This is a genomic window from Streptococcus parasanguinis, from assembly GCF_015556095.1.
Lineage (GTDB): Bacteria > Bacillota > Bacilli > Lactobacillales > Streptococcaceae > Streptococcus > Streptococcus parasanguinis_Q.
In genome coordinates, this window is the sequence record NZ_JADNLT010000018.1 from 1 (window position 1) to 19,835 (window position 19,835).

19 protein-coding genes are annotated in these 19,835 nt (G+C 40.3%); 16 read left to right on the forward strand and 3 right to left on the reverse strand.

All coding sequences use genetic code 11. From position 1 onward, the window contains the following. Positions 1-119 precede the first annotated feature (119 nt). A complete protein-coding gene (locus I2E70_RS09970) occupies positions 120-602 on the reverse strand; it encodes an S-ribosylhomocysteine lyase (protein WP_009732333.1) in 483 nt (160 codons plus the stop codon). Between the two features lie 234 nt (positions 603-836). Between I2E70_RS09970 and I2E70_RS09975 the strand changes: the two genes are divergently transcribed. The 13 genes from I2E70_RS09975 to I2E70_RS10035 all read left to right on the forward strand — a co-directional run bounded on the left by I2E70_RS09975 (position 837) and on the right by I2E70_RS10035 (position 15,142). Beyond that, positions 837-2,444: a ribonuclease Y gene (locus I2E70_RS09975; RefSeq protein WP_049492366.1), complete on the forward strand. Its 1,608-nt coding sequence runs from the start codon at positions 837-839 to the stop codon at positions 2,442-2,444. Positions 2,445-2,551: 107 nt separating this feature from the next. Further along, positions 2,552-3,184 (forward strand): guanylate kinase, encoded by a 633-nt coding sequence (gene gmk, locus I2E70_RS09980; protein WP_049516131.1) that lies wholly within the window; start codon positions 2,552-2,554, stop codon positions 3,182-3,184. A gap of 25 nt (positions 3,185-3,209) precedes the next feature. Further along, positions 3,210-3,524 carry a DNA-directed RNA polymerase subunit omega gene (gene rpoZ / locus I2E70_RS09985; RefSeq protein WP_003010339.1) on the forward strand — a complete coding sequence of 105 codons (315 nt, stop codon included), beginning with the start codon at positions 3,210-3,212 and terminating at the stop codon, positions 3,522-3,524. 63 nt (positions 3,525-3,587) lie between these two features. Then, positions 3,588-5,996: a primosomal protein N' gene (locus tag I2E70_RS09990; RefSeq protein ID WP_003010336.1), complete on the forward strand. Its 2,409-nt coding sequence runs from the start codon at positions 3,588-3,590 to the stop codon at positions 5,994-5,996. 11 nt (positions 5,997-6,007) lie between these two features. Continuing rightward, on the forward strand, positions 6,008-6,943 hold the full coding sequence (gene fmt, locus I2E70_RS09995; RefSeq protein WP_003010335.1) for a methionyl-tRNA formyltransferase: 936 nt from the start codon (positions 6,008-6,010) through the stop codon (positions 6,941-6,943). Next, positions 6,933-8,246 carry a 16S rRNA (cytosine(967)-C(5))-methyltransferase RsmB gene (rsmB, locus tag I2E70_RS10000; RefSeq protein WP_049516133.1) on the forward strand — a complete coding sequence of 438 codons (1,314 nt, stop codon included), beginning with the start codon at positions 6,933-6,935 and terminating at the stop codon, positions 8,244-8,246. Before fmt ends, rsmB begins: the two co-directional genes overlap by 11 nt. A gap of 21 nt (positions 8,247-8,267) precedes the next feature. Continuing rightward, complete coding sequence (locus I2E70_RS10005; RefSeq protein ID WP_021154558.1) at positions 8,268-9,008, forward strand: Stp1/IreP family PP2C-type Ser/Thr phosphatase; 741 nt, start codon at positions 8,268-8,270, stop codon at positions 9,006-9,008. Further along, a complete protein-coding gene (gene pknB, locus I2E70_RS10010; RefSeq protein ID WP_049516135.1) occupies positions 9,005-10,876 on the forward strand; it encodes a Stk1 family PASTA domain-containing Ser/Thr kinase in 1,872 nt (623 codons plus the stop codon). The genes I2E70_RS10005 and pknB overlap by 4 nt, the downstream gene beginning before the upstream one ends. A 116-nt stretch (positions 10,877-10,992) precedes the next feature. Continuing rightward, positions 10,993-11,688 (forward strand): cell wall-active antibiotics response protein LiaF, encoded by a 696-nt coding sequence (gene liaF, locus I2E70_RS10015; RefSeq protein WP_003003865.1) that lies wholly within the window; start codon positions 10,993-10,995, stop codon positions 11,686-11,688. After that, entirely contained in the window at positions 11,685-12,701 is a 1,017-nt protein-coding gene (locus tag I2E70_RS10020) for a sensor histidine kinase (RefSeq protein ID WP_155170479.1), read from the forward strand. Before liaF ends, I2E70_RS10020 begins: the two co-directional genes overlap by 4 nt. Further along, positions 12,698-13,330, forward strand: coding sequence for a response regulator transcription factor (locus tag I2E70_RS10025; protein WP_003010319.1), 633 nt, complete (start codon positions 12,698-12,700; stop codon positions 13,328-13,330). Before I2E70_RS10020 ends, I2E70_RS10025 begins: the two co-directional genes overlap by 4 nt. 44 nt (positions 13,331-13,374) lie before the next feature. Then, complete coding sequence (locus I2E70_RS10695; RefSeq protein WP_195424634.1) at positions 13,375-14,775, forward strand: bifunctional Cof-type HAD-IIB family hydrolase/peptidylprolyl isomerase; 1,401 nt, start codon at positions 13,375-13,377, stop codon at positions 14,773-14,775. A gap of 1 nt (position 14,776) precedes the next feature. Beyond that, complete coding sequence (locus tag I2E70_RS10035) at positions 14,777-15,142, forward strand: S1 RNA-binding domain-containing protein (RefSeq protein ID WP_023920312.1); 366 nt, start codon at positions 14,777-14,779, stop codon at positions 15,140-15,142. Positions 15,143-15,192: 50 nt separating this feature from the next. Here the strand turns inward: I2E70_RS10035 and cysK are convergent, their stop codons facing one another. Together cysK and I2E70_RS10045 are read right to left on the reverse strand one after the other, a co-directional pair. Continuing rightward, positions 15,193-16,116, reverse strand: coding sequence for a cysteine synthase A (cysK, locus tag I2E70_RS10040; protein WP_003004014.1), 924 nt, complete (start codon positions 16,114-16,116; stop codon positions 15,193-15,195). 122 nt (positions 16,117-16,238) lie between these two features. After that, positions 16,239-16,880, reverse strand: a complete 642-nt coding sequence (locus I2E70_RS10045; RefSeq protein ID WP_049486060.1) for a YigZ family protein — start codon at positions 16,878-16,880, stop codon at positions 16,239-16,241. A gap of 55 nt (positions 16,881-16,935) precedes the next feature. Between I2E70_RS10045 and I2E70_RS10050 the strand changes: the two genes are divergently transcribed. The 3 genes from I2E70_RS10050 (at position 16,936) to hpf (ending at position 19,520) form a co-directional block, all read left to right on the forward strand. Then, positions 16,936-18,234, forward strand: coding sequence for a DEAD/DEAH box helicase (locus I2E70_RS10050; RefSeq protein ID WP_156672002.1), 1,299 nt, complete (start codon positions 16,936-16,938; stop codon positions 18,232-18,234). Continuing rightward, positions 18,231-18,896: a ComF family protein gene (locus I2E70_RS10055; protein ID WP_049487919.1), complete on the forward strand. Its 666-nt coding sequence runs from the start codon at positions 18,231-18,233 to the stop codon at positions 18,894-18,896. The genes I2E70_RS10050 and I2E70_RS10055 overlap by 4 nt, the downstream gene beginning before the upstream one ends. Before the next feature lie 81 nt (positions 18,897-18,977). After that, positions 18,978-19,520 (forward strand): ribosome hibernation-promoting factor, HPF/YfiA family, encoded by a 543-nt coding sequence (hpf, locus tag I2E70_RS10060; protein WP_003012610.1) that lies wholly within the window; start codon positions 18,978-18,980, stop codon positions 19,518-19,520. Positions 19,521-19,835 lie beyond the last annotated feature (315 nt).

The following is a 19,835-nucleotide window of genomic DNA, read 5'->3' on the forward strand; positions in this document are numbered from 1 at the left end:
AGTAGGGCTGTAAAAGCTGATGAAATCAGCGTAGTAGAGCCCACTCAACCACTGCGTCTTGCTCGACAATCCAAAAATAATTGAGAGGCTAGGAATTTTGTCCCAGCCTCTTTTTCGTATTAAACAAGATGACGTTCAAATGGATCATCTGAGATTCCTTGATCTAGAATCAAGCGACACCATTCTTTGGCTGAGAAGAGGCTGTGATCCTTGTAATTTCCGCAAGACTCAATGGTTGTGCCTGGGACATCCTCCCAAGTGCTGATAGAAGCAATTTCTTCTAGAGAATCTTTAATCACTTTAGCAATTTCCGTACTTGAATGCTGTCCCCACATGATCATATGAAAACCGGTGCGACATCCAAATGGGGAACAATCAATCATTCCATCGATGCGTTTGCGAATAAGCATTGCAAGAAGGTGCTCGATGGTGTGGAGCCCTGCCGTTGGAATCGCATTTTCATTGGGTTGCACCAGGCGAATATCAAAGTTAGAGATGATATCTCCTTTGGGTCCAGTTTCCTCACCAATCAAGCGTACATAGGGAGCCTTTACAGCTGTGTGGTCCAATTCAAAACTTTCAACAATTACTTCTTTTGTCATACTCAAATCCTTCTTTGTTTTTCTTGATTATAGCATAAAAAAGCAGATTCAACAAAGTGGAAATAAATGAATTCCTCACAGATGTTCCATGAAAGAAACGTGGATAAAAGAACAAGGGTTAAGCAAAAATATAAAAGGTTTTTCCTGTTTTTTTAGATTGTTAATTTTAGTAATTTATGGTAAAATGTAAAAGAATTTTTAATTCAACTAATTAAATAGATTTGGGGTAAAAGCATGAATTTTGTAATTACAGGTGTTTTTGCCGCGGTCATTGGTTTAGTCATTGGATATGTGGGAACTGCTCTTAAAATGAAAGCTTCAAAAGAAGCTGCGGAACTCACCCTTTTGAATGCTGAACAAGAAGCAACGAATTTACGTGGACAGGCTGAACGCGAAGCCGATTTGATTTTAAAAGAGGCGAAGCATGAGTCAAGTTCACTTAAAAAAGAAGCACTTTTGGAGGCAAAGGAAGAAGCCAGAAAATATCGTGAAGAGGTCGATGCTGAGTTTAAGTCAGAACGACAAGAATTGAAGCAATTAGAAAGCCGTTTGGCAGAACGTGCTAGCAATCTTGATCGTAAAGACGACATTTTAACAAGCAAAGAACAGTCTCTTGAACACAAAGAGCAAAGTCTTACAGATAGAACTAAACACATTGATGCGCGTGAACAACAGCTGGAAGAGCTTGAACACAAGAAAGTAGAAGAACTGGAACGTGTCGCTGCTCTAAGTCAAGGAGAAGCGCGTGACATTATTTTGAGTCAGACGGAAGAGCAACTTTCAAAAGAAATTGCCTCACGGATTCGTGATGCTGAATTGGAAGTGAAAGAACGTTCTGATAAAATCGCAAAAGACATTCTCGTGCAAGCCATGCAGCGAATGGCGGGTGATTTTGTTGCTGAGCAAACAAACTCAACCGTTCATTTGCCGGACGATAGTATGAAGGGGCGGATTATCGGTCGTGAAGGTCGCAACATTCGTACCTTTGAGAGCTTGACAGGTGTCGATGTGATTATTGATGATACGCCTGAAGTGGTGACCTTGTCAGGGTTTGATCCGATTCGTCGTGAAATTGCCCGCATGACAATGGAGAGCCTTCTCAAAGATGGTCGGATCCATCCAGCCCGTATCGAAGAGCTGGTTGAGAAGAACCGTCAGGAAATTGACAATCGTATTCGTGAATACGGTGAGGCGGCTGCCTATGAAATTGGTGCGCCAAACCTCCATCCAGATTTGATGAAAATCATGGGACGGTTGCAATTCCGTACTTCTTATGGTCAAAACGTTTTGCGTCACTCCATTGAAGTTGCCAAACTTTCTGGTATTATTGCTAGCGAGTTGGGTGAAAATGCTACCTTGGCACGACGTGCAGGATTCTTACATGATATCGGAAAAGCGATTGACCGTGAAGTGGAAGGAAGTCACGTCGAGATTGGAACTGAATTGGCACGGAAGTACAAGGAACACCCAGTGGTGGTCAATACTATTGCCAGTCACCATGGAGATGTGGAACCTGAAAGTGTTATCGCAGTCATTGTCGCTGCAGCTGATGCCTTGAGTGCGGCTCGACCTGGAGCACGAAGTGAGTCACTTGAAAGTTACATCAAGCGTTTGCAAGATCTTGAAGAAATTGCAAACAGCTTTGAAGGAGTTAAGACAAGTTTCGCCCTTCAAGCAGGACGTGAAATCCGTATTATGGTGAGCCCTGAGGCAATCAAGGATGATAAAGTGACGATCTTAGCTCATGATATTCGTGAGAAGATCGAGTCCAATCTTGAATATCCTGGAAACATTAAGGTTACCGTTATTCGAGAATTGCGTGCAGTAGATTACGCAAAATAAACGAAAAGCTTGAGATCTAGCATCTCAAGCTTTTTGAATGAAAAAAATCAGTTGAAAATTAGGCCGATTTTTGTTACACTAGATAGAAAGACATTGAAGGAGAAATCATGGCGGATCGTGGCTTATTAATTGTATTTTCTGGCCCTTCAGGGGTTGGAAAAGGAACGGTCAGACGAGAAATTTTTGAAAACTCGGACAATCAGTTTCAGTATTCTGTATCGATGACGACGCGTGCACAACGTCCAGGTGAAGTGGATGGTATCGATTATTTTTTCCGTACACGTGAAGAATTTGAAGATTTGATCCGTCAAGGGCAAATGTTAGAGTATGCTGAGTACGTTGGAAATTACTATGGGACTCCTTTAACTTATGTGAATGAAACCTTGGACAAAGGAATTGATGTATTCCTTGAAATTGAAGTTCAAGGTGCGCTCCAAGTAAAGAAAAAAGTGCCAGATGCAGTTTTTATCTTCTTAACCCCGCCTGATTTGGATGAATTACAAGATCGATTAGTGGGACGCGGAACAGATAGTGCAGAAGTCATTGCGCAACGGATTGAAAAAGCAAAAGAAGAAATCGCCATGATGCGTGAATATGACTACGCAATTGTGAACGATGAAGTTCCTCTTGCTGCTCAACGTGTCAAACGTGTGATCGAAGCAGAACATTTCCGTGTAGACCGTGTCATTGGGCATTATCTGGATATGTTACCAAAAACACAAACTATTGTGAAGAGATAAATAATTAGAAATTAGGTATAGGAATATGATGTTAAAACCTTCTATTGATACATTGCTTGACAAAGTACCCTCAAAATACTCATTGGTCATACTTGAGGCAAAACGGGCCCACGAATTGGAAAGTGGTGCAGTGCCAACTCAAGAATTCCAATCGGTCAAATCAACATTACAAGCGCTTGAAGAAATCGAGTCAGGAAACGTAGTTGTTCACCCGGATCCAGAAGCAAAACGTGAAGCGCTTCGTCGTCGGATTGAAGCAGAGCGAATCCGCAAAGAAGAAGAAGAGCGCAAAATTAAGGAACAAATTGCCAAAGAAAAAGAAGATGGTGAAAAAATTTAAGGTTGGGGCTTCTCAATCTTATTTTTTGCTATTTAAAGGGTTCCGTGATAAAGTAAAGCTCATATGATAGAGGCTGGAGGTGAAAAAGTGATAGCAAAAGTCATCGTAGATGTCCCATTGATGCAGACAGATAAACCCTATTCTTATCAGATTCCATTAGAATTTGAGGATATGGTGGAGGCAGGTATGCGAGTTCATGTCCCCTTTGGTAAAGGGAATCGCCTCATTCAAGGGATTGTGGTAGATGTTTTAGAAGAGGCAGACACAAGCGAGGAATTAAAAGCGATTGTGGAGGTCTTGGATTACACTCCGGTCTTAAATCAAGAGCAGTTCTGGTTGGCAGATCAATTACGAAAAAGTGTTTTTTCTTATAAGATCACGATTTTAAAAACCATGCTTCCTTCTCTCCTCAATTCGAGTTATGATAAGATTTTGTATCCTCAACCTTCTTTAGATCCAACTCTCAAAGTGAAACTTTTTGGTGAAAAAAATGAAGTTTCTTTTTCTTCTCTAGATGCGGCCGATCAAGCCCAAGTGATGCGGTTGGTCAGAAAAGGAGATTTGGTACTTGAATACAAGGCCAAGGATAGGAAACAAATTAAAACAGAAAAATGGTATCGCGTTAACCAGGAAGGATTAAAAGAACTTCAACCATCAGGAAGAGCTAAAAAAAGGCTAGCATTGAAAGAGCGCCTGTTACTAGAGCAAGGGGAGCAACCCTTAGCAGGATTGTATCAGGATTTTTCACGAGAAGTGGTAGCTTATTTTATCGAACAGGGTGTTTTAGAAATTACAGAACGAGAAGTGAATCGGGCGGCTGCATATTATGAAGGCAAAGAACAGACCCAGGCTCTGCTTTTAAATTCAGAGCAAGCAAAAGCTGTCGAAACAGTAGTTTCTCAAATTGGGAAAACATCAAAACCTTTTTTACTAGAAGGTGTGACTGGAAGTGGGAAAACAGAAGTTTATCTGCAGATTATTCAAGAAGTTCTAAATAAGGGGAAAACGGCTATTATGTTGGTTCCTGAGATTTCCCTGACGCCACAGATGACGGATCGTTTTATCTCGCGTTTTGGCCAGGAAGTAGCTATTCTGCACTCGGGCTTATCAAATGGTGAGAAGTATGATCAATGGCGAAAAGTTGAACGTGGGGAGGCCAAGGTAGTCGTTGGAGCGCGCTCAGCCATCTTTGCCCCTTTAAAAAACATCGGAGCCATCATCATTGATGAGGAGCATGAGGCTTCCTACAAACAAGATAGTAATCCACGCTACCACGCAAGGGAAGTCGCAGTCCTAAGGGCTCAGTACAATCAAGCAGTCTTGCTTCTTGGATCTGCTACACCAAGTTTAGAATCGAGGGCTCGTGCAACAAAAGGGGTTTATGAATTAATTCGTCTCACCCAACGGGCCAATCCGGCAGCCAAAATTCCAGAAGTTAAAGTCGTTGATTTCCGTGATTATATTGGTCAAAATGAAGCTGGTAACTTCACTCCGGTTCTAGTGGAAGCTATTGCTGATCGCTTGCAGAAAAAAGAGCAGGTCGTCTTGATGTTGAACCGCCGTGGTTATTCCAGCTTTGTCATGTGTCGCGAGTGTGGAACTGTGGATACTTGTCCCAATTGTGATATCTCACTGACCCTCCACATGGATACTAAAACCATGAACTGTCATTATTGTGGCTATAGCAAAGCGATTCCTCGACACTGTCCAAATTGCCAAAGTCCTTCCATTCGTTATTACGGGACAGGAACACAAAAAGCCTATGATGAATTACAAGAGATCTTTCCTGAGGCTAAAATTTTGCGTATGGATGTGGATACTACCCGAAAAAAAGGGAGCCACGCAGCAATATTAGATGCTTTCGGGAATGGAGAAGCGGATATTTTATTAGGGACGCAAATGATTGCGAAGGGCTTGGATTTTCCAAATGTGACGTTAGTGGGTGTCTTGAATGCGGATACTTCTTTAAATTTACCGGATTATCGATCCTCAGAGCGAACCTTTCAACTCTTGACTCAGGTGGCAGGAAGGGCCGGACGAGCAGAGAAAGAAGGAGAGGTTATCATTCAGAGCTACAACCCCAATCATTATGCGATTCGATTTGCCAAAAACCAAGATTATGAAGGCTTTTTTGCCTATGAAATGCAGATTCGCCGGCAGTTAGGCTATACGCCTTATTACTTCACAGTTGGGTTAACCCTATCCCATAAGAGTGAGGAAATTGTGATGGAGAAGTCACATCAGGTCATGGAAATTCTCCGATCTGGCTTATCTGATCAGGTCCAAATCTTAGGACCAACACCTAAACCAATTGCACGCACACATAATTTGTATCATTATCAAATCATTGTGAAATATCGTTTCGAAGAAGGCATGACACAGGTCTTGAATCAAATCCTAGAATTTACACAAGAAAGAGGCAACCAAGATCTACGTGTCAGTATTGATAATGAACCTCAAAGCTTTATGTAAGGAAGAAAGAAATGACAAAATTAATTTTTATGGGAACGCCTGATTTTTCAGCGACGGTTTTAAAGGGATTGTTAGCAGATTCGCGCTATGAAATTTTGGCAGTTGTGACGCAACCAGACCGCAAAGTAGGTCGCAAAAAAGAGATTCGAATGACCCCGGTGAAGCAGGTAGCTTTAGAACATCGACTACCAGTTCTTCAGCCGGAGAAATTATCGGGTAGTCCAGAAATGGAAACGCTCTTATCACTAGATGCAGATGGAATTGTGACCGCTGCTTTTGGACAATTTTTACCGACAAAATTGTTGGAGAACTTCCAATTCGCGGTGAATGTCCACGCGTCTTTATTACCTAAATATAGAGGTGGAGCTCCCATTCACTATGCCCTGATCAATGGTGACGAAGAAGCTGGGGTTACAATTATGGAAATGGTCAAGGAAATGGATGCCGGAGACATGATTGCAGCTCGTTCTCTCCCAATTTTAGATGAGGACAATGTGGGAACTTTGTTTGAAAAATTGGCAGTCCTTGGACGTGACTTACTCCTAGATACTTTGCCAGCTTACCTGGCAGGGGAGATCAAGCCAAGTCCACAAGATCCAAGTTTGGTCACATTTTCACCGAATATTTTACCGGAAGAAGAGGTTTTGGACTGGACCAAAACCAATCGCCAAGTCTTTAATCAGATCCGAGGGATGAATCCTTGGCCGGTCGCTCATACGTTATTAAATGGGCAACGCTTTAAAGTTTATGAAGCAGAGCTATGCGAAGGAAATGGAAATCCAGGAGAAGTGATTGCTTTGACCAAAAAAGAGTTGCTGGTCGCTGCAGGAGAAGGCGCATTGTCCCTCAAAGTTGTGCAGCCGGCAGGAAAACCAAAAATGTCCATCACAGACTTTTTGAATGGCGCTGGCCGTCAATTGAAAGTAGGAGATCACTTTGGAAATTAAACAAATGAATGCGCGTGAACAGATCGTTCGAGTGTTAGAAGAGGTTTTTGAACAGGGAGCTTATTCTAATATTGCACTAAATCAAGCGCTAGAACACTCTCAACTTTCAGATAAAGATAGAAGCTTTGTTACGGAAGTTGTATACGGTACTGTAGCACGGAAGATAACACTCGAGTGGTATCTCGCCCACGTAATTGAAGACCGGACGAAATTGGATCCTTGGCTCTATTATCTTTTGATGATGAGTTTGTATCAACTTGTTTATTTAGACCGCATTCCCGATCATGCCATCGTCAATGAAGCTGTTCGGATAGCAAAACGTCGAAAAGAAGGCAGTGAGAAGTTTGTCAATGCTATTCTTAGAAAGCTCCTCCGCGAGGGGCTACCAGCTATTGATACGATCAAGCGAAAGAACAAACGTTATTCGGTAGAGTATTCCCTACCTGTATGGTTGGTCAAAGCATTGATCGAAGAATACGGTGAGGAACGTGCTTGCGCTATTTTTAAGAGTCTCTATCAGCGTAATAAATCCAGTATTCGTGTGATTGATCTAGACGAAAAAGAAGAGTTGGCTCAGCTACTCGAAGCAACCTCCTCTCTACTTGCTCCGTCCGCTCTCGTGAAAGAACAGGGACATTTTGCAGCGCATTCCTTGTTCAAAGAAGGGCGCATTACTATTCAAGACGAGTCCAGTCAATTGGTGGCACCGGCTTTGGATTTGCAAGGAGATGAGTGGGTTTTAGATGCCTGTGCGGCGCCAGGTGGAAAGACGACCCACCTGGCTTCTTATCTCACAACTGGGAAAGTCACAGCCTTGGATCTCTATGACCATAAGCTCAAATTGATTCAAGAAAATGCTAATCGGCTCCATGTTGCGGACAAAATTTTGACAAAGAAGTTAGATGCGACAAAAGTCTTTGAAACATTTGGACCTGATGCTTTCGATAAAATTTTGGTGGATGCGCCTTGTTCAGGGATTGGTTTGATACGGAGAAAGCCTGATATCAAGTACAATAAAGAGAGTGCAGATTTTGTATCTTTACAAGCTATTCAATTGGCCATTCTGGATAGTGTTTGTCAAAGTGTGCGTAAAGGTGGTATAATAGTGTACAGTACGTGTACAATTATGGGTAAAGAGAATTTTGAAGTGGTGGACCAATTTTTGAAAAACCATCCAAATTTCGAACAAGTCCCATTGGATCACGAAAGAAAAGATATTCTTAAAAATGATTGTATCCTTATTACACCCGAATTATATGGAAGCGACGGCTTCTTTATCAGTCGTTTTAAGAGAATCTCATAATATCAGGAGGAAACTGACAGTATGGATATTACGATCTTAACCGATGTAGGTCAAAGACGGACAAATAACCAAGACTATGCAAATCAATATAAAAACAAGGCAGGAAAATCTATGGTTTTACTTGCTGATGGTATGGGAGGACACCGTGCCGGAAATATTGCTAGTGAAATGGCAGTCACAGACCTAGGTGCGGCTTGGGTTTCTTCTGAGATCGAGACGGTTAATCAAGTACGGGAATGGTTTGCAGAACATTTAGAAGCTGTGAACCGTCGGATCCATTTAGCTGGGCAAGATGATGAGCACAAAGGAATGGGAACGACACTGGAAGCTTTGGCTTTTGTAGAAGGACAAGTGATTTATGCCCATGTTGGAGATTCGCGGATTGGCCTCATTCGTCAGGGCGAATACCAGCAGTTGACCAGTGACCATTCTCTTGTAAATGCTCTTTTGCGAGCTGGTCAAATTACAGAGGAAGAAGCTGCCCATCATCCTCAACGTAACATCATCACTCAGTCCATTGGTCAAAAAGATGAGTTAGAGCCGGATTATGGTTTGGTGACGGTTGAAGCAGATGATTATATTTTGATCAATAGTGACGGTTTAACCAATATGATTGGCCCGGATGAAATCAGAGATATTGTCTTGAGTGATGTTTCACTGGAAGAAAAAGCTCAAACCTTGATTCGTTTTGCCAATAATGCTGGAGGCTTGGATAATATCACTGTTGTACTGCTCCACTTTACTGAGGAGGACGCAGCATGATTCAAATCGGCAAAATTTTTGCCGGGCGATATAAAATCATCCAACAAATTGGACGCGGCGGGATGGCAGATGTTTATCTTGCGCGTGATTTGATTTTAGATGGGGAAGAAGTTGCAGTCAAGGTACTGCGTACGAATTACCAGACGGATCCCATTGCGGTTGCGCGTTTTCAGCGTGAAGCAAAGGCGATGGCAGAGCTGGACCATCCAAATATCGTTCGGATTACAGACATTGGCGAAGAAGAAGGACAACAATACCTTGCAATGGAATATGTTGCAGGTTTAGACTTGAAACGCTATATCAAAGAAAATGCTCCTTTATCAAATGAAGAAGCTGTTCGTTTGATGGGGCAGATCCTTCTAGCTATGCGTCTTGCCCATACGCGTGGCATTATCCATAGAGATTTAAAACCACAGAATGTCCTCTTGACACCAGATGGAACAGCAAAAGTTTCAGACTTTGGGATTGCAGTGGCCTTCGCAGAGACTAGCTTGACCCAGACCAACTCGATGTTGGGGTCGGTTCATTATTTGTCCCCTGAGCAGGCGCGTGGATCAAAAGCTACGGTGCAAAGTGACATCTACGCGATGGGGATTATTTTCTATGAGATGTTGACAGGACACATTCCTTATGATGGAGATAGTGCAGTCACAATTGCTTTGCAGCATTTTCAAAAGCCACTCCCCTCTATTCGTGAAGAAAATAAGAATGTTCCACAAGCTTTAGAAAATGTGGTGATCAAGGCGACAGCTAAAAAACTGACGGATCGCTATAAATCAGTGGCAGAGATGTATGTGGACCTTTCAAGTTGCTTGTCCTATGAGAGAAGAAATGAGAAAAAACTGGTTTTTGAAGACCAAGCGAAAGCTGATACAAAGACTCTTCCAAAAGTGAGTCCAACTCCAAGGACGGCTCCTGTTCCAATCTCTGAGGTACGCAGTGAAATCAGTTCAGTAGATCCTAATCGACCATTATCTGATCAGCAGACCATGGCGCCAAGTAAAAAGCCAAGAAGACGTTTGCGGGCGCGCTACAAGGTCTTGTTTGTTGCCATTGCCCTAGTACTTGCAGCCTTTACTTTCTTGTTATATATGAGCCCAGCCAATAAAACAGTTCCAGATGTTTCCGGCAAAACCATTGCCGAAGCCAGAGCGGTTATTGAGGGACAAGACCTTCAAGTCGGTGAAGAGAAAGAAGAGTACAGTGATTCGGTTGCAGAAGGCTACGTCATTCGAACCAATCCAAATGCAGGGGCCCAAAAGAAAGAACAAAGTCGAATTGATTTGATTATTTCCAAAGGACCAAACAGCTTTGAAATGCCAAATTACGTGGGTGAAACACGGGCAAAAGCAGAAGAAGATCTGAAAAATACTTATAAAGTATCAAGCAAAATGATCACGATTGAAGAAGTTGAGACCTTCGATTATGCTGCAGGGACAGTTCTTGAACAAACTCCAGCTCCAGGAGAGCAATATTCTCTGAATTCAAAAACCAAGATTGTTTTGAAAGTAGCGAAAGAAACGACTTCAATTGAAATGCCAAACTATGTTGGATCAACTTACGATTTTGCTAGAAGTAATTTGATTGAGATCTATAGTATTAAAGAAGCCAATATCGAATTAAGAAAAACAGAACATCTCCCTGATGGGGTAGTTGTTTCTGCCGGTCAAATTGTTAGTCAAACTCCAGAAGTTTCGAGTACGGTGGATATTAACCGAACACGAATTGTTTTGACTGTATATGAGCCTAAAGTGACAGCTTCTTCAAGTACGAAAGCATCATCAAGTTCAGATACATCTAGTTCATCTTCTGCTGAACGATCAGATACAGAAAGTTCTAGCAGTAGTGCAACTGGTGGAGATTCATAAATCAGTCTAAGACTCAGATGGATTTCTGAGTCTTTTTGATTGTATGCGTTTATCCAACCACAGACGGAAGTCAAATGAGGAAAAATTTGATAAAATAGGAAAAGATGAGGTAGACTATGTGGAAAATACAAATTTTTATTTTCGTTGAAGCCGTTTTGTTAACATTAGCAGCGATCACCATTTTATCAATCGATTTTTCCAGATTTGTTGTCTTGATGGTTCTCTTTTTGCTCCTTTTGTATTACTATTTTGGCAAACAAAAAGCGAATTTTCTATTAATCGCGCTGAGTGTGCTCTTATTTTTTATCGTGATGCTGAATCCTTTTGTGATTGCAGCCATTTTATTTGCGGTGGTTTATGGTTTATTGATTGCCTACCCTTATATGTATAAGGAAAATGAAGCCGTTGTGTTTGATGTTGAAGAGGATACGAAAATTCGTCAGGAAAAAACTCGATGGATTGGTGATTTACAACATTTTTCAAAGCAAAGTCGAGGGTATCGAGATCTGAATGTGATCCGAGTTTTTGGGAATGACACCCTCCATTTAGAGGAGGTAGCCATTTGCAATTGGGACAATGTAGTGATCATTCGGAAAGGGTTTGGAAATACAAAAATTATCTTACCGATTGATTTGGAATTGCATTTACAAATTAACACCCTGTATGGAGATCTGAAGTTTTTGGATCTTCCTGTCCGTAAAATGAGGAATGAAACCATAGACATTGAAACGGCACACTATCGGAGATCGCACCGTTCTATAAAAATTGTGTTAGTTGGTATTGTTGGGGATGTTGAGGTGATTCGCGCATGAAGAAATTAGACTATCTCCTATTGTATTTCTATTCCCTAATGGTGGTTGCGGTCATTTGTCATACCATTTTCCATTTTGTTGGTTTTCAGTGGGGCAAACTTCTCTCAGATCTTTCCTTGCTTCAGTCATTCCTATTTTTGGTTTTTAGTCTGACGCTTGCATTGACGGCTTTGGTTGTCTTAATTATCAAAATCACGCAATTTGTAACAGTTCATGCAGTACAACAAAAGGTAGAATCTATCCTGACTGCTTCACAGCGAAAAGAAATTGCCCCCAAAGAATTGAATCAACAGTTAGATTTATTGGACAGCAAATTGCTTCGACTAGAAGAAAATTTACAAAAGAGTGAAAATCGTGTGATGCGAAATGAAGAAGAAATTGTGGAAATCGAGCGTAAGAGAATTGCGCGTGATCTACATGATACGGTTAGTCAAGAATTGTTTGCAGCCAATATGATTTTATCTGGAGTGGCAGCACAGGCTCTTGAGTTAGAGAAAAGTCAGATCCAGCAGCAACTAAATGGTGTGTCAGATATTCTAGGTACAGCCCAAAATGATTTACGCGTCTTGCTCCTACATCTTCGTCCTACAGAATTGGAAGGAAAAAGTTTGGTAGAAGGGATGGAGATGATTTTTAGAGAATTGAAGGAAAAGAGTAACCTAGCAGTTGTCTTCCATCATAATGACGTGAGCATTCCAAAAGAAATGGAAGAACATCTATTTCGGATCGTCCAAGAAATTGTCAGCAATACCTTGAAACACGCTAGAGCTCAACAAATGGATGTCTTTTTGCAACAGGAAGGAAAACAACTTCATTTACGGATGGTAGATGATGGAATCGGATTTGAGCAGGAAAAATTGGAACGATTGAGTTATGGGTTGAAAAATATTCAAGAACGTGTAGAAGACATGGCGGGAACCATTAAAATAAGAACGAGTCCTCAAAAGGGAGTGGCTGTAGATATTCGTGTTCCCCTCCTTGTAAAAGATAAAAATGAAAAGGAAACTGTATGAAAGTATTATTAGTAGATGATCATGAAATGGTCCGATTGGGATTGAAAAGCTTTTTGTCCATGCAAACCGATATTGAGCAAGTCTTAGAGGCACAAAATGGGCAAAAAGGCGTGGAGTTGGCGTTGAAAGAAAAACCAGACGTCATCATCATGGATATTGTGATGCCAGAGCTAAATGGTATCGATGCAACTCTAGCCATCCTAAAAGAGTGGCCGGAAGCTAAAATTGTCATTTTGACGTCTTATTTAGATAACGAAAAGATTTACCCAGTCTTAGATGCAGGTGCAAAAGGGTATATCTTAAAGACTTCGTCAGCAACTGAGATCTTACAGGCTGTCAGAAAGGTTGCAAAGGGAGAATTTGCAATTGAGACAGAAGTTAGTCAAAAAGTTAAGTCACGAAAGAACCATGCTGAATTGCATGATGATTTGACAGCTAGAGAACGAGATATTCTGGCTTTATTGACGAAAGGATATGAAAATCAACGAATAGCAGATGAACTCTTCATTTCTTTAAAAACAGTGAAGACCCATGTCTCCAACATCTTATCGAAATTAGAAGTCAGTGATCGGACGCAAGCAGTCGTCTATGCCTTTCGACACCATCTGGTGAATCAAGAAGATTTTTAAAAGGAAACATGCTATAATAGAGCGTGATCATAAGGGGGAGACAAGTGGACGCAAAATTACGTTATAAAGCCAAAAAAGTTAAAATCGTCTTTTTTGATATTGATGATACATTACGTGCAAAAGAAACAGGATTGATCCCAGAATCTGTCAAAGACGTCTTCCATCAGTTGAAAGAAAAAGGAATCCGAACAGGGATTGCAACCGGCAGAGGGATTTTTGGGGTTGTTCCTGAAATCATGGACTTAAAGCCTGATTTTCTAGTAACCTTAAACGGTGCCTATATAGAAGATACAAAAGGAACTGTGATCTACCAATCACCAATCAATGAAGCAATCGTTTCTTCTTTTGTAGATTGGGCCAAAGAATCCGAGATTGATTATGGGTTAGTGGCTAGTCATCAAGCTGCCCTGTCTAATCGGACACCCTTGATCAGTGATGCTATTGACATCATTTATCCCAACTTACCCGTAGATCCAGATCTGCATTTGAAAGAACCTATTTTCCAAATGTGGACCTTTGATGAACAGGATAGTGAGCTAGAGTTGCCCCCTTCTTTGCAAGAGGACTTGCGCCTAGTTTCGTGGCATCCCCATTCGTCAGATGTTGTTCGTTTTGAAGCTTCAAAAGCTTCAGGAGTTTCTCATCTTGTAAATCATTTGGGCTTGAAGCCAGAGAATGTTTTAGTATTTGGGGATGGATTAAATGATCTAGAACTGTTTGATTACGCTGGAATTAGTATTGCAATGGGAAAATCTGCCCCAGAGTTACAAGAAAAAGCTGATTATATCACTAAGAATTTAGAAGAAAATGGCATATTCTATGCCTTAGAGGAGTTAAATATGGTTGAAAAAGAATTGACATTACCACAGTTAGAACTTGCTACGGTTGACGGTCCTGTCGCTGTGATCAAAACCAATCACGGTGAGATGAACATTCAATTGTTCCCGGATCAAGCGCCAAAAACAGTTGCAAACTTTGTAGCTCTTGCTAAGTCTGGCTATTATGATGGTGTCATTTTCCATCGGATTATTAAAGATTTTATGATCCAAGGGGGAGATCCTACTGGTACAGGTATGGGTGGTGAATCCATCTATGGTGAGAGCTTCGAAGACGAATTTTCAAAAGAACTGTACAATATTCGTGGAGCCCTTTCGATGGCAAATGCTGGACCAAACACAAATGGTAGCCAATTCTTTATTGTACAAAATCAACATCTCCCATATTCGAAAAAGGAATTGGTCCGCGGTGGCTGGCCTGAAGAAATTGCTGAAATCTATACGACAGAAGGGGGAACTCCTCACCTAGATCAACGCCATACCGTATTTGGACAATTGATGGATGAAGCTTCTTTTGCTGTGTTGGATGAGATCGCGGCTGTTGAGACAGGGATGATGGATAAGCCAGTAGAAGATGTCGTGATTGAAACCATCGAGATTGAGGACTAATATGAAAATTGGAGATAAGTTAGAAGGGACCATTACAGGCATTCAACCTTATGGTGCCTTTGTCGAACTAGAGTCGGGTGTCACGGGCTTGATTCATATCTCAGAGATTAGAAGTGGTTATGTAAGTAATATTCATGATATTCTTTCAATTGGAGAAAAAGTCTTTGTCCAAGTCATCGATGTTGATGAATATTCTAAGAAAGCTAGCCTCTCTCTGAGAACACTAGAAGAAACACCACAACGAAGTATTCGACACCATCGTTTTTCAAATGACCGCCACAAGAGTGGTTTTGCGCCCTTAGCTCAACAGATGCCGACCTGGGTTAAAGAAGGAAAGGTATTCTTTAGCAAACAAGAAAAAAAATAAAAACTTCGATAGGTTGATGAAACCTATCGAAGTTTTTTTGATATAGAGAATTATTCAAATTCGTAAAGGGTAGTAGAAAGGTAACGTTCTCCATTATCTGGTGCAAGAGCAAGAACTTTTTTACCGCTTCCCAATTCTTTTGCGACTTCAATAGCAGCATAGATAGCAGCTGCGCTTGAGATACCGACTAAGAATCCTTCAGCTCCACCGATAGCGCGCGCAAGTTCGAAAGCTTCTTCTGAAGATACGCGACGAACACCATCATATGCATTAGTGTCTAAAGTATTTGGGATAAAACCAGCTGAAATCCCTTGGATTTTATGTGGTCCAGGTTTTTCGCCAGAAAGGACTGCGGATTCATTGGCCTCAACGGCATAGACTTTGACAGCAGGATTATTCTTTTTCAAAGTATGAGAAATACCAGAAACAGTACCACCAGTACCAACACCTGCGACAAAAGCATCTAAACCATCTTTTCCAAAGGCATCAACGATTTCTTGTCCTGTTGTTCTTTCATGTACCTCTGGGTTAGCAGGGTTTTCAAATTGAAGAGGAAGGAAGCCATTTCTTTCTGCAGCGATTGCTTCAGCTTTAGCGATGGCACCTTTCATTCCTTCACTTCCAGGAGTCAAAACGAGTTCAGCTCCATAGGCTTGGATGATTTTACGACGTTCCACACTCATGGTTTCAGGCATGACAATCACAACTTTGTAGCCTTTAGCTGCGCCAACCCATGACAAGCCAATCCCTGTGTTTCCACTAGTTGCTTCGACAATGGTATCACCTGGTTTGATCAAGCCATCCGCTTCAGCTTTTTCAATCATGCTCAAAGCAATCCGGTCTTTGACAGATGATCCAGGATTGAAGGCTTCGAGTTTGACATAGACATCTGCAGCTCCTTCAGGAACAAGACGGTTCAATTTGACAATCGGAGTGTTCCCAATCAGTTCTGTAATATTTTCATAAATAGCCATAATATACCTCAGTTCTAGGTTTTCTTGATACTAACAAGTATAGTCCCTTGCGGGAAGAATGTAAAATATAGAAATTTTATGGGTGTGATAAAAAAAAACTATCGTTGCCGATAGTATTTTAATTATTTTTCTACAGAAAATAGGGGTACTTCAACCTCACGAATTCCTTGATCCTCAATAATGACTTTACCATTATAAAATTCGACTAAAGCTGCTGTGATAGAACTTGTGTTTTCTTTATCCACAAAAATAGTTGTCATCACCTGATCTGTGAACATCGGATCTTGTTCCGCCAATTGATGGTCTTTTAAGAAATTAGCAAATTCTTGGTATTGGGAATAAGAAAGTGTGATCCCAAGAACCACTTGCTCTTTGATTTCTACCAGTCCAATCTCTCGAACTGCTTGTGCAACACTTCCAGCATAAGCACGAATCAGACCGCCAGCGCCTAATTTAATACCTCCAAAATAGCGGGTCACCACGACGCAACTATTAGTGATGCGATGATTCTCCAAAACACCTAACATCGGTACCCCAGCTGTTCCACTAGGCTCTCCATCGTCACTGGTTCGTTTGATATCACTTTGTTCTCCAATGATGAAAGCAGAGCAGTTATGTGTAGCCTTATAGTGTTCCTTTTTGATGGCATTAATAAAATCTCTAGCTTCCTCTTCAGAGGAGACACGCTTGACATGACAAATGAATTTTGATTTTTTGATTTCTTCTTGAACAGTACCGTTCTCTTTAAATGTAACATATTCCATATTCATATTTTACAAAAAAAGAATGAATTTCTCCAACTTTTGCGAATTAATAAGTATGAAGATAGAAGATTCTTATGGAAGGCTCTTAACAGAGAGTCAAATGACAAATGATCTAAAAGAAATTGCCCAAGAACTTCCTACTATAGAAAAACAAAATGGAAGGTACCAATGTTTTCGATGTGGCAGTATGATTGATCAAAAACTTTGGAAGTTGAGTGAAGAGGTACTGTATTGTAGAGCCTGTATCCAATTGGGAAGAATCCGGAGTGATCAAAAACTTTATGCTATTGCACAGCATGACTTTGAAGGACAGGAGGTGTTAAACTGGAAAGGAACCTTGACTTCCTATCAACAAGAGGTATCAGATGGTCTCATCCAAGCAGTTAAGGAAGGGGGAAATGCCTTGGTACATGCTGTGACAGGAGCTGGGAAAACGGAAATGATGTACCAGGTTGTAGCAACAGCAATCAAGAGTGGACAAGCAGTCTGTATTGCTACCCCAAGAATCGATGTCTGTATCGAACTGTACGGAAGGATGAAGGACGATTTTTCCTGCCCCATCTCTTTGCTTCATGGGAAATCGGAACCCTATTTTAGAACGCCTTTGGTAATCGCAACAACCCACCAATTGCTAAAATTTTTTCAGGCCTTTGATCTCCTTATTATAGATGAGGTAGATGCTTTTCCCTATGTGGACAATCCAATCTTATATAAAGCAGCTCAGAATGCGATAAAAAAAGGGGGGAATACGCTATATTTAACAGCAACCTCTACAGATGAGTTAGATAAAAAGGTCAAGAAAAAAGAAATCATTCGTTATAGCCTTCCAAGAAGGTTTCATGGGAACCCACTAGTGGTCCCTGAAATAAAATGGGTGCCGAAAATTAGAGAAAAAATAGAAAAAGGAAGAATCCCTTACGAACTATTGCAACTGATCAAGAAACAAAGACAGACTCACTACCCATTGTTAATCTTTGTATCTGAAATAGAATTAGGACAACAATTTACTGAGAACTTAAAAAAATACTTTCCCAAAGAAACAGTAGGTTTTGTATCCTCACAGACAACAGACCGCCTACGAATGGTAGAAGAGTTTAGAAACAGAGCCATAACCATGCTAGTCTCGACAACAATTTTAGAAAGAGGAGTGACCTTTCCGTTTGTAGATGTCTTTGTTTTAGAAAGTAATCACAAATTATTTACTAAAAGTGCACTCGTACAAATTTCAGGAAGGGTCGGTCGAAGTAAAGAAAGACCAACAGGTAAACTACTTTTTCTATCAGATGGCATAACACGAGAAATGAAAAAAGCGATCAAAGAAATAAAGGAAATGAATCAGGAGGCTGGATTTTGAAAGAATGTTTGCTTTGTACTAAAGAGTTGAAAACTGGTGAACATTTCACAGACCTTATTTTTATGAATCAACAAGAAGAATGGATTTGTAAAGAATGCAAAGAAGACTTCGAACAAATTGGCGAAATCCATTGTCCTAGATGTTATAAAGATAAGGAGGAGAAAGTATGTAAAGATTGCGAATACTGGATACAAAAGGGGAATATGGTCGAACATGAAGCATTATATAGATATAATGCAGCAATGAAGGACTATTTCAAGCGATATAAATTTGAAGGAGATCGTTTATTAGGAATGGTATTTGCATGTGACATCAAAAAAGCCTTGAAAAAGTATAAAAGCTATACGATAATACCGACTCCAATTAGCCATGAAAAAAAGCAGGAGAGAGGATTCAATCAAGTATCAACTATATTAGATTTTGCAGAAATAAAGTACAACAGTCTATTCCAAAAAGAAGACAGCTTAGCCCAATCAAAAAAAACAAGAGAAGAAAGATTAAAAACCTCTCAACACTTTCAATTAAAAGGAGAAGTTTCAGAAAAGCAGAAATATCTTATCTTGGATGATATCTACACAACGGGCAAAACAATCGAATTAATGAAGCGCCTACTAATTGAAAAAGGTGTGAAAGAAATAAAGACATTTTCAATCGCAAGGTAAAAAAAGATTTGCAAAAACTTTATGAAAGCGTTATAATATACATATAAATAAAAACATAATGTTTAGAAAGTAGGTACTAATATGATTAAATATAGTATCCGTGGTGAAAACCTAGAAGTAACAGAAGCCATTCGCGACTATGTCGTTTCTAAACTCGAAAAGATTGAAAAATATTTTCAGGCAGATCAAGAGCTGGATGCTCGAGTAAACTTAAAAGTTTACCGTGAAAAGACCGCAAAAGTAGAAGTAACCATTCCGCTTGGATCTATCACGCTTCGTGCAGAAGATGTTTCTCAAGATATGTACGGTTCAATTGATCTTGTTGTAGATAAAATTGAACGTCAAATTCGTAAGAATAAAACAAAAATCGAAAAGAAAAATCGTGTTAAATCTGGTGCAGGTAAATTGTTTACCGATGCAGTTGTAGAAGAAGCAACCACCACAGAAAAAGTTGTTCGCTCAAAAACAATTGATCTAGAACCGATGGATATAGATGAAGCGATCCTTCAAATGGATCTATTGGCACACGACTTCTTCATTTATCGTGATGCAGAAGACAACACAACAAATGTCATCTACCGTAGAGAAGATGGAGACATCGGTCTATTGGAAGTAAAAGAATAGAGATCAAATAAGAGATTGAAAACATCAATAAAATATAGAGGAATCGGGGGCATCCTTGCTCCTGATTTTTTATGTAAACAAAAAAAGTAAAAAAACTTTCAAAAAAATTAAAAAAAATTAAAAAAAGTGTTGACAGTAAGGAGAGGTCATGATATACTAATATAGTTGTCGCGCGAGAGCGACAAAGACCTTTGAAAACTGAACAAGACGAACCAATGTGCAGGGCGCTATAACTAAGGTTATAGTAACTGAACAATAAAAAAACAATAAATCTGTCAGTGACAGAATGAGTTTAAGACAAACAATTATTTTAAT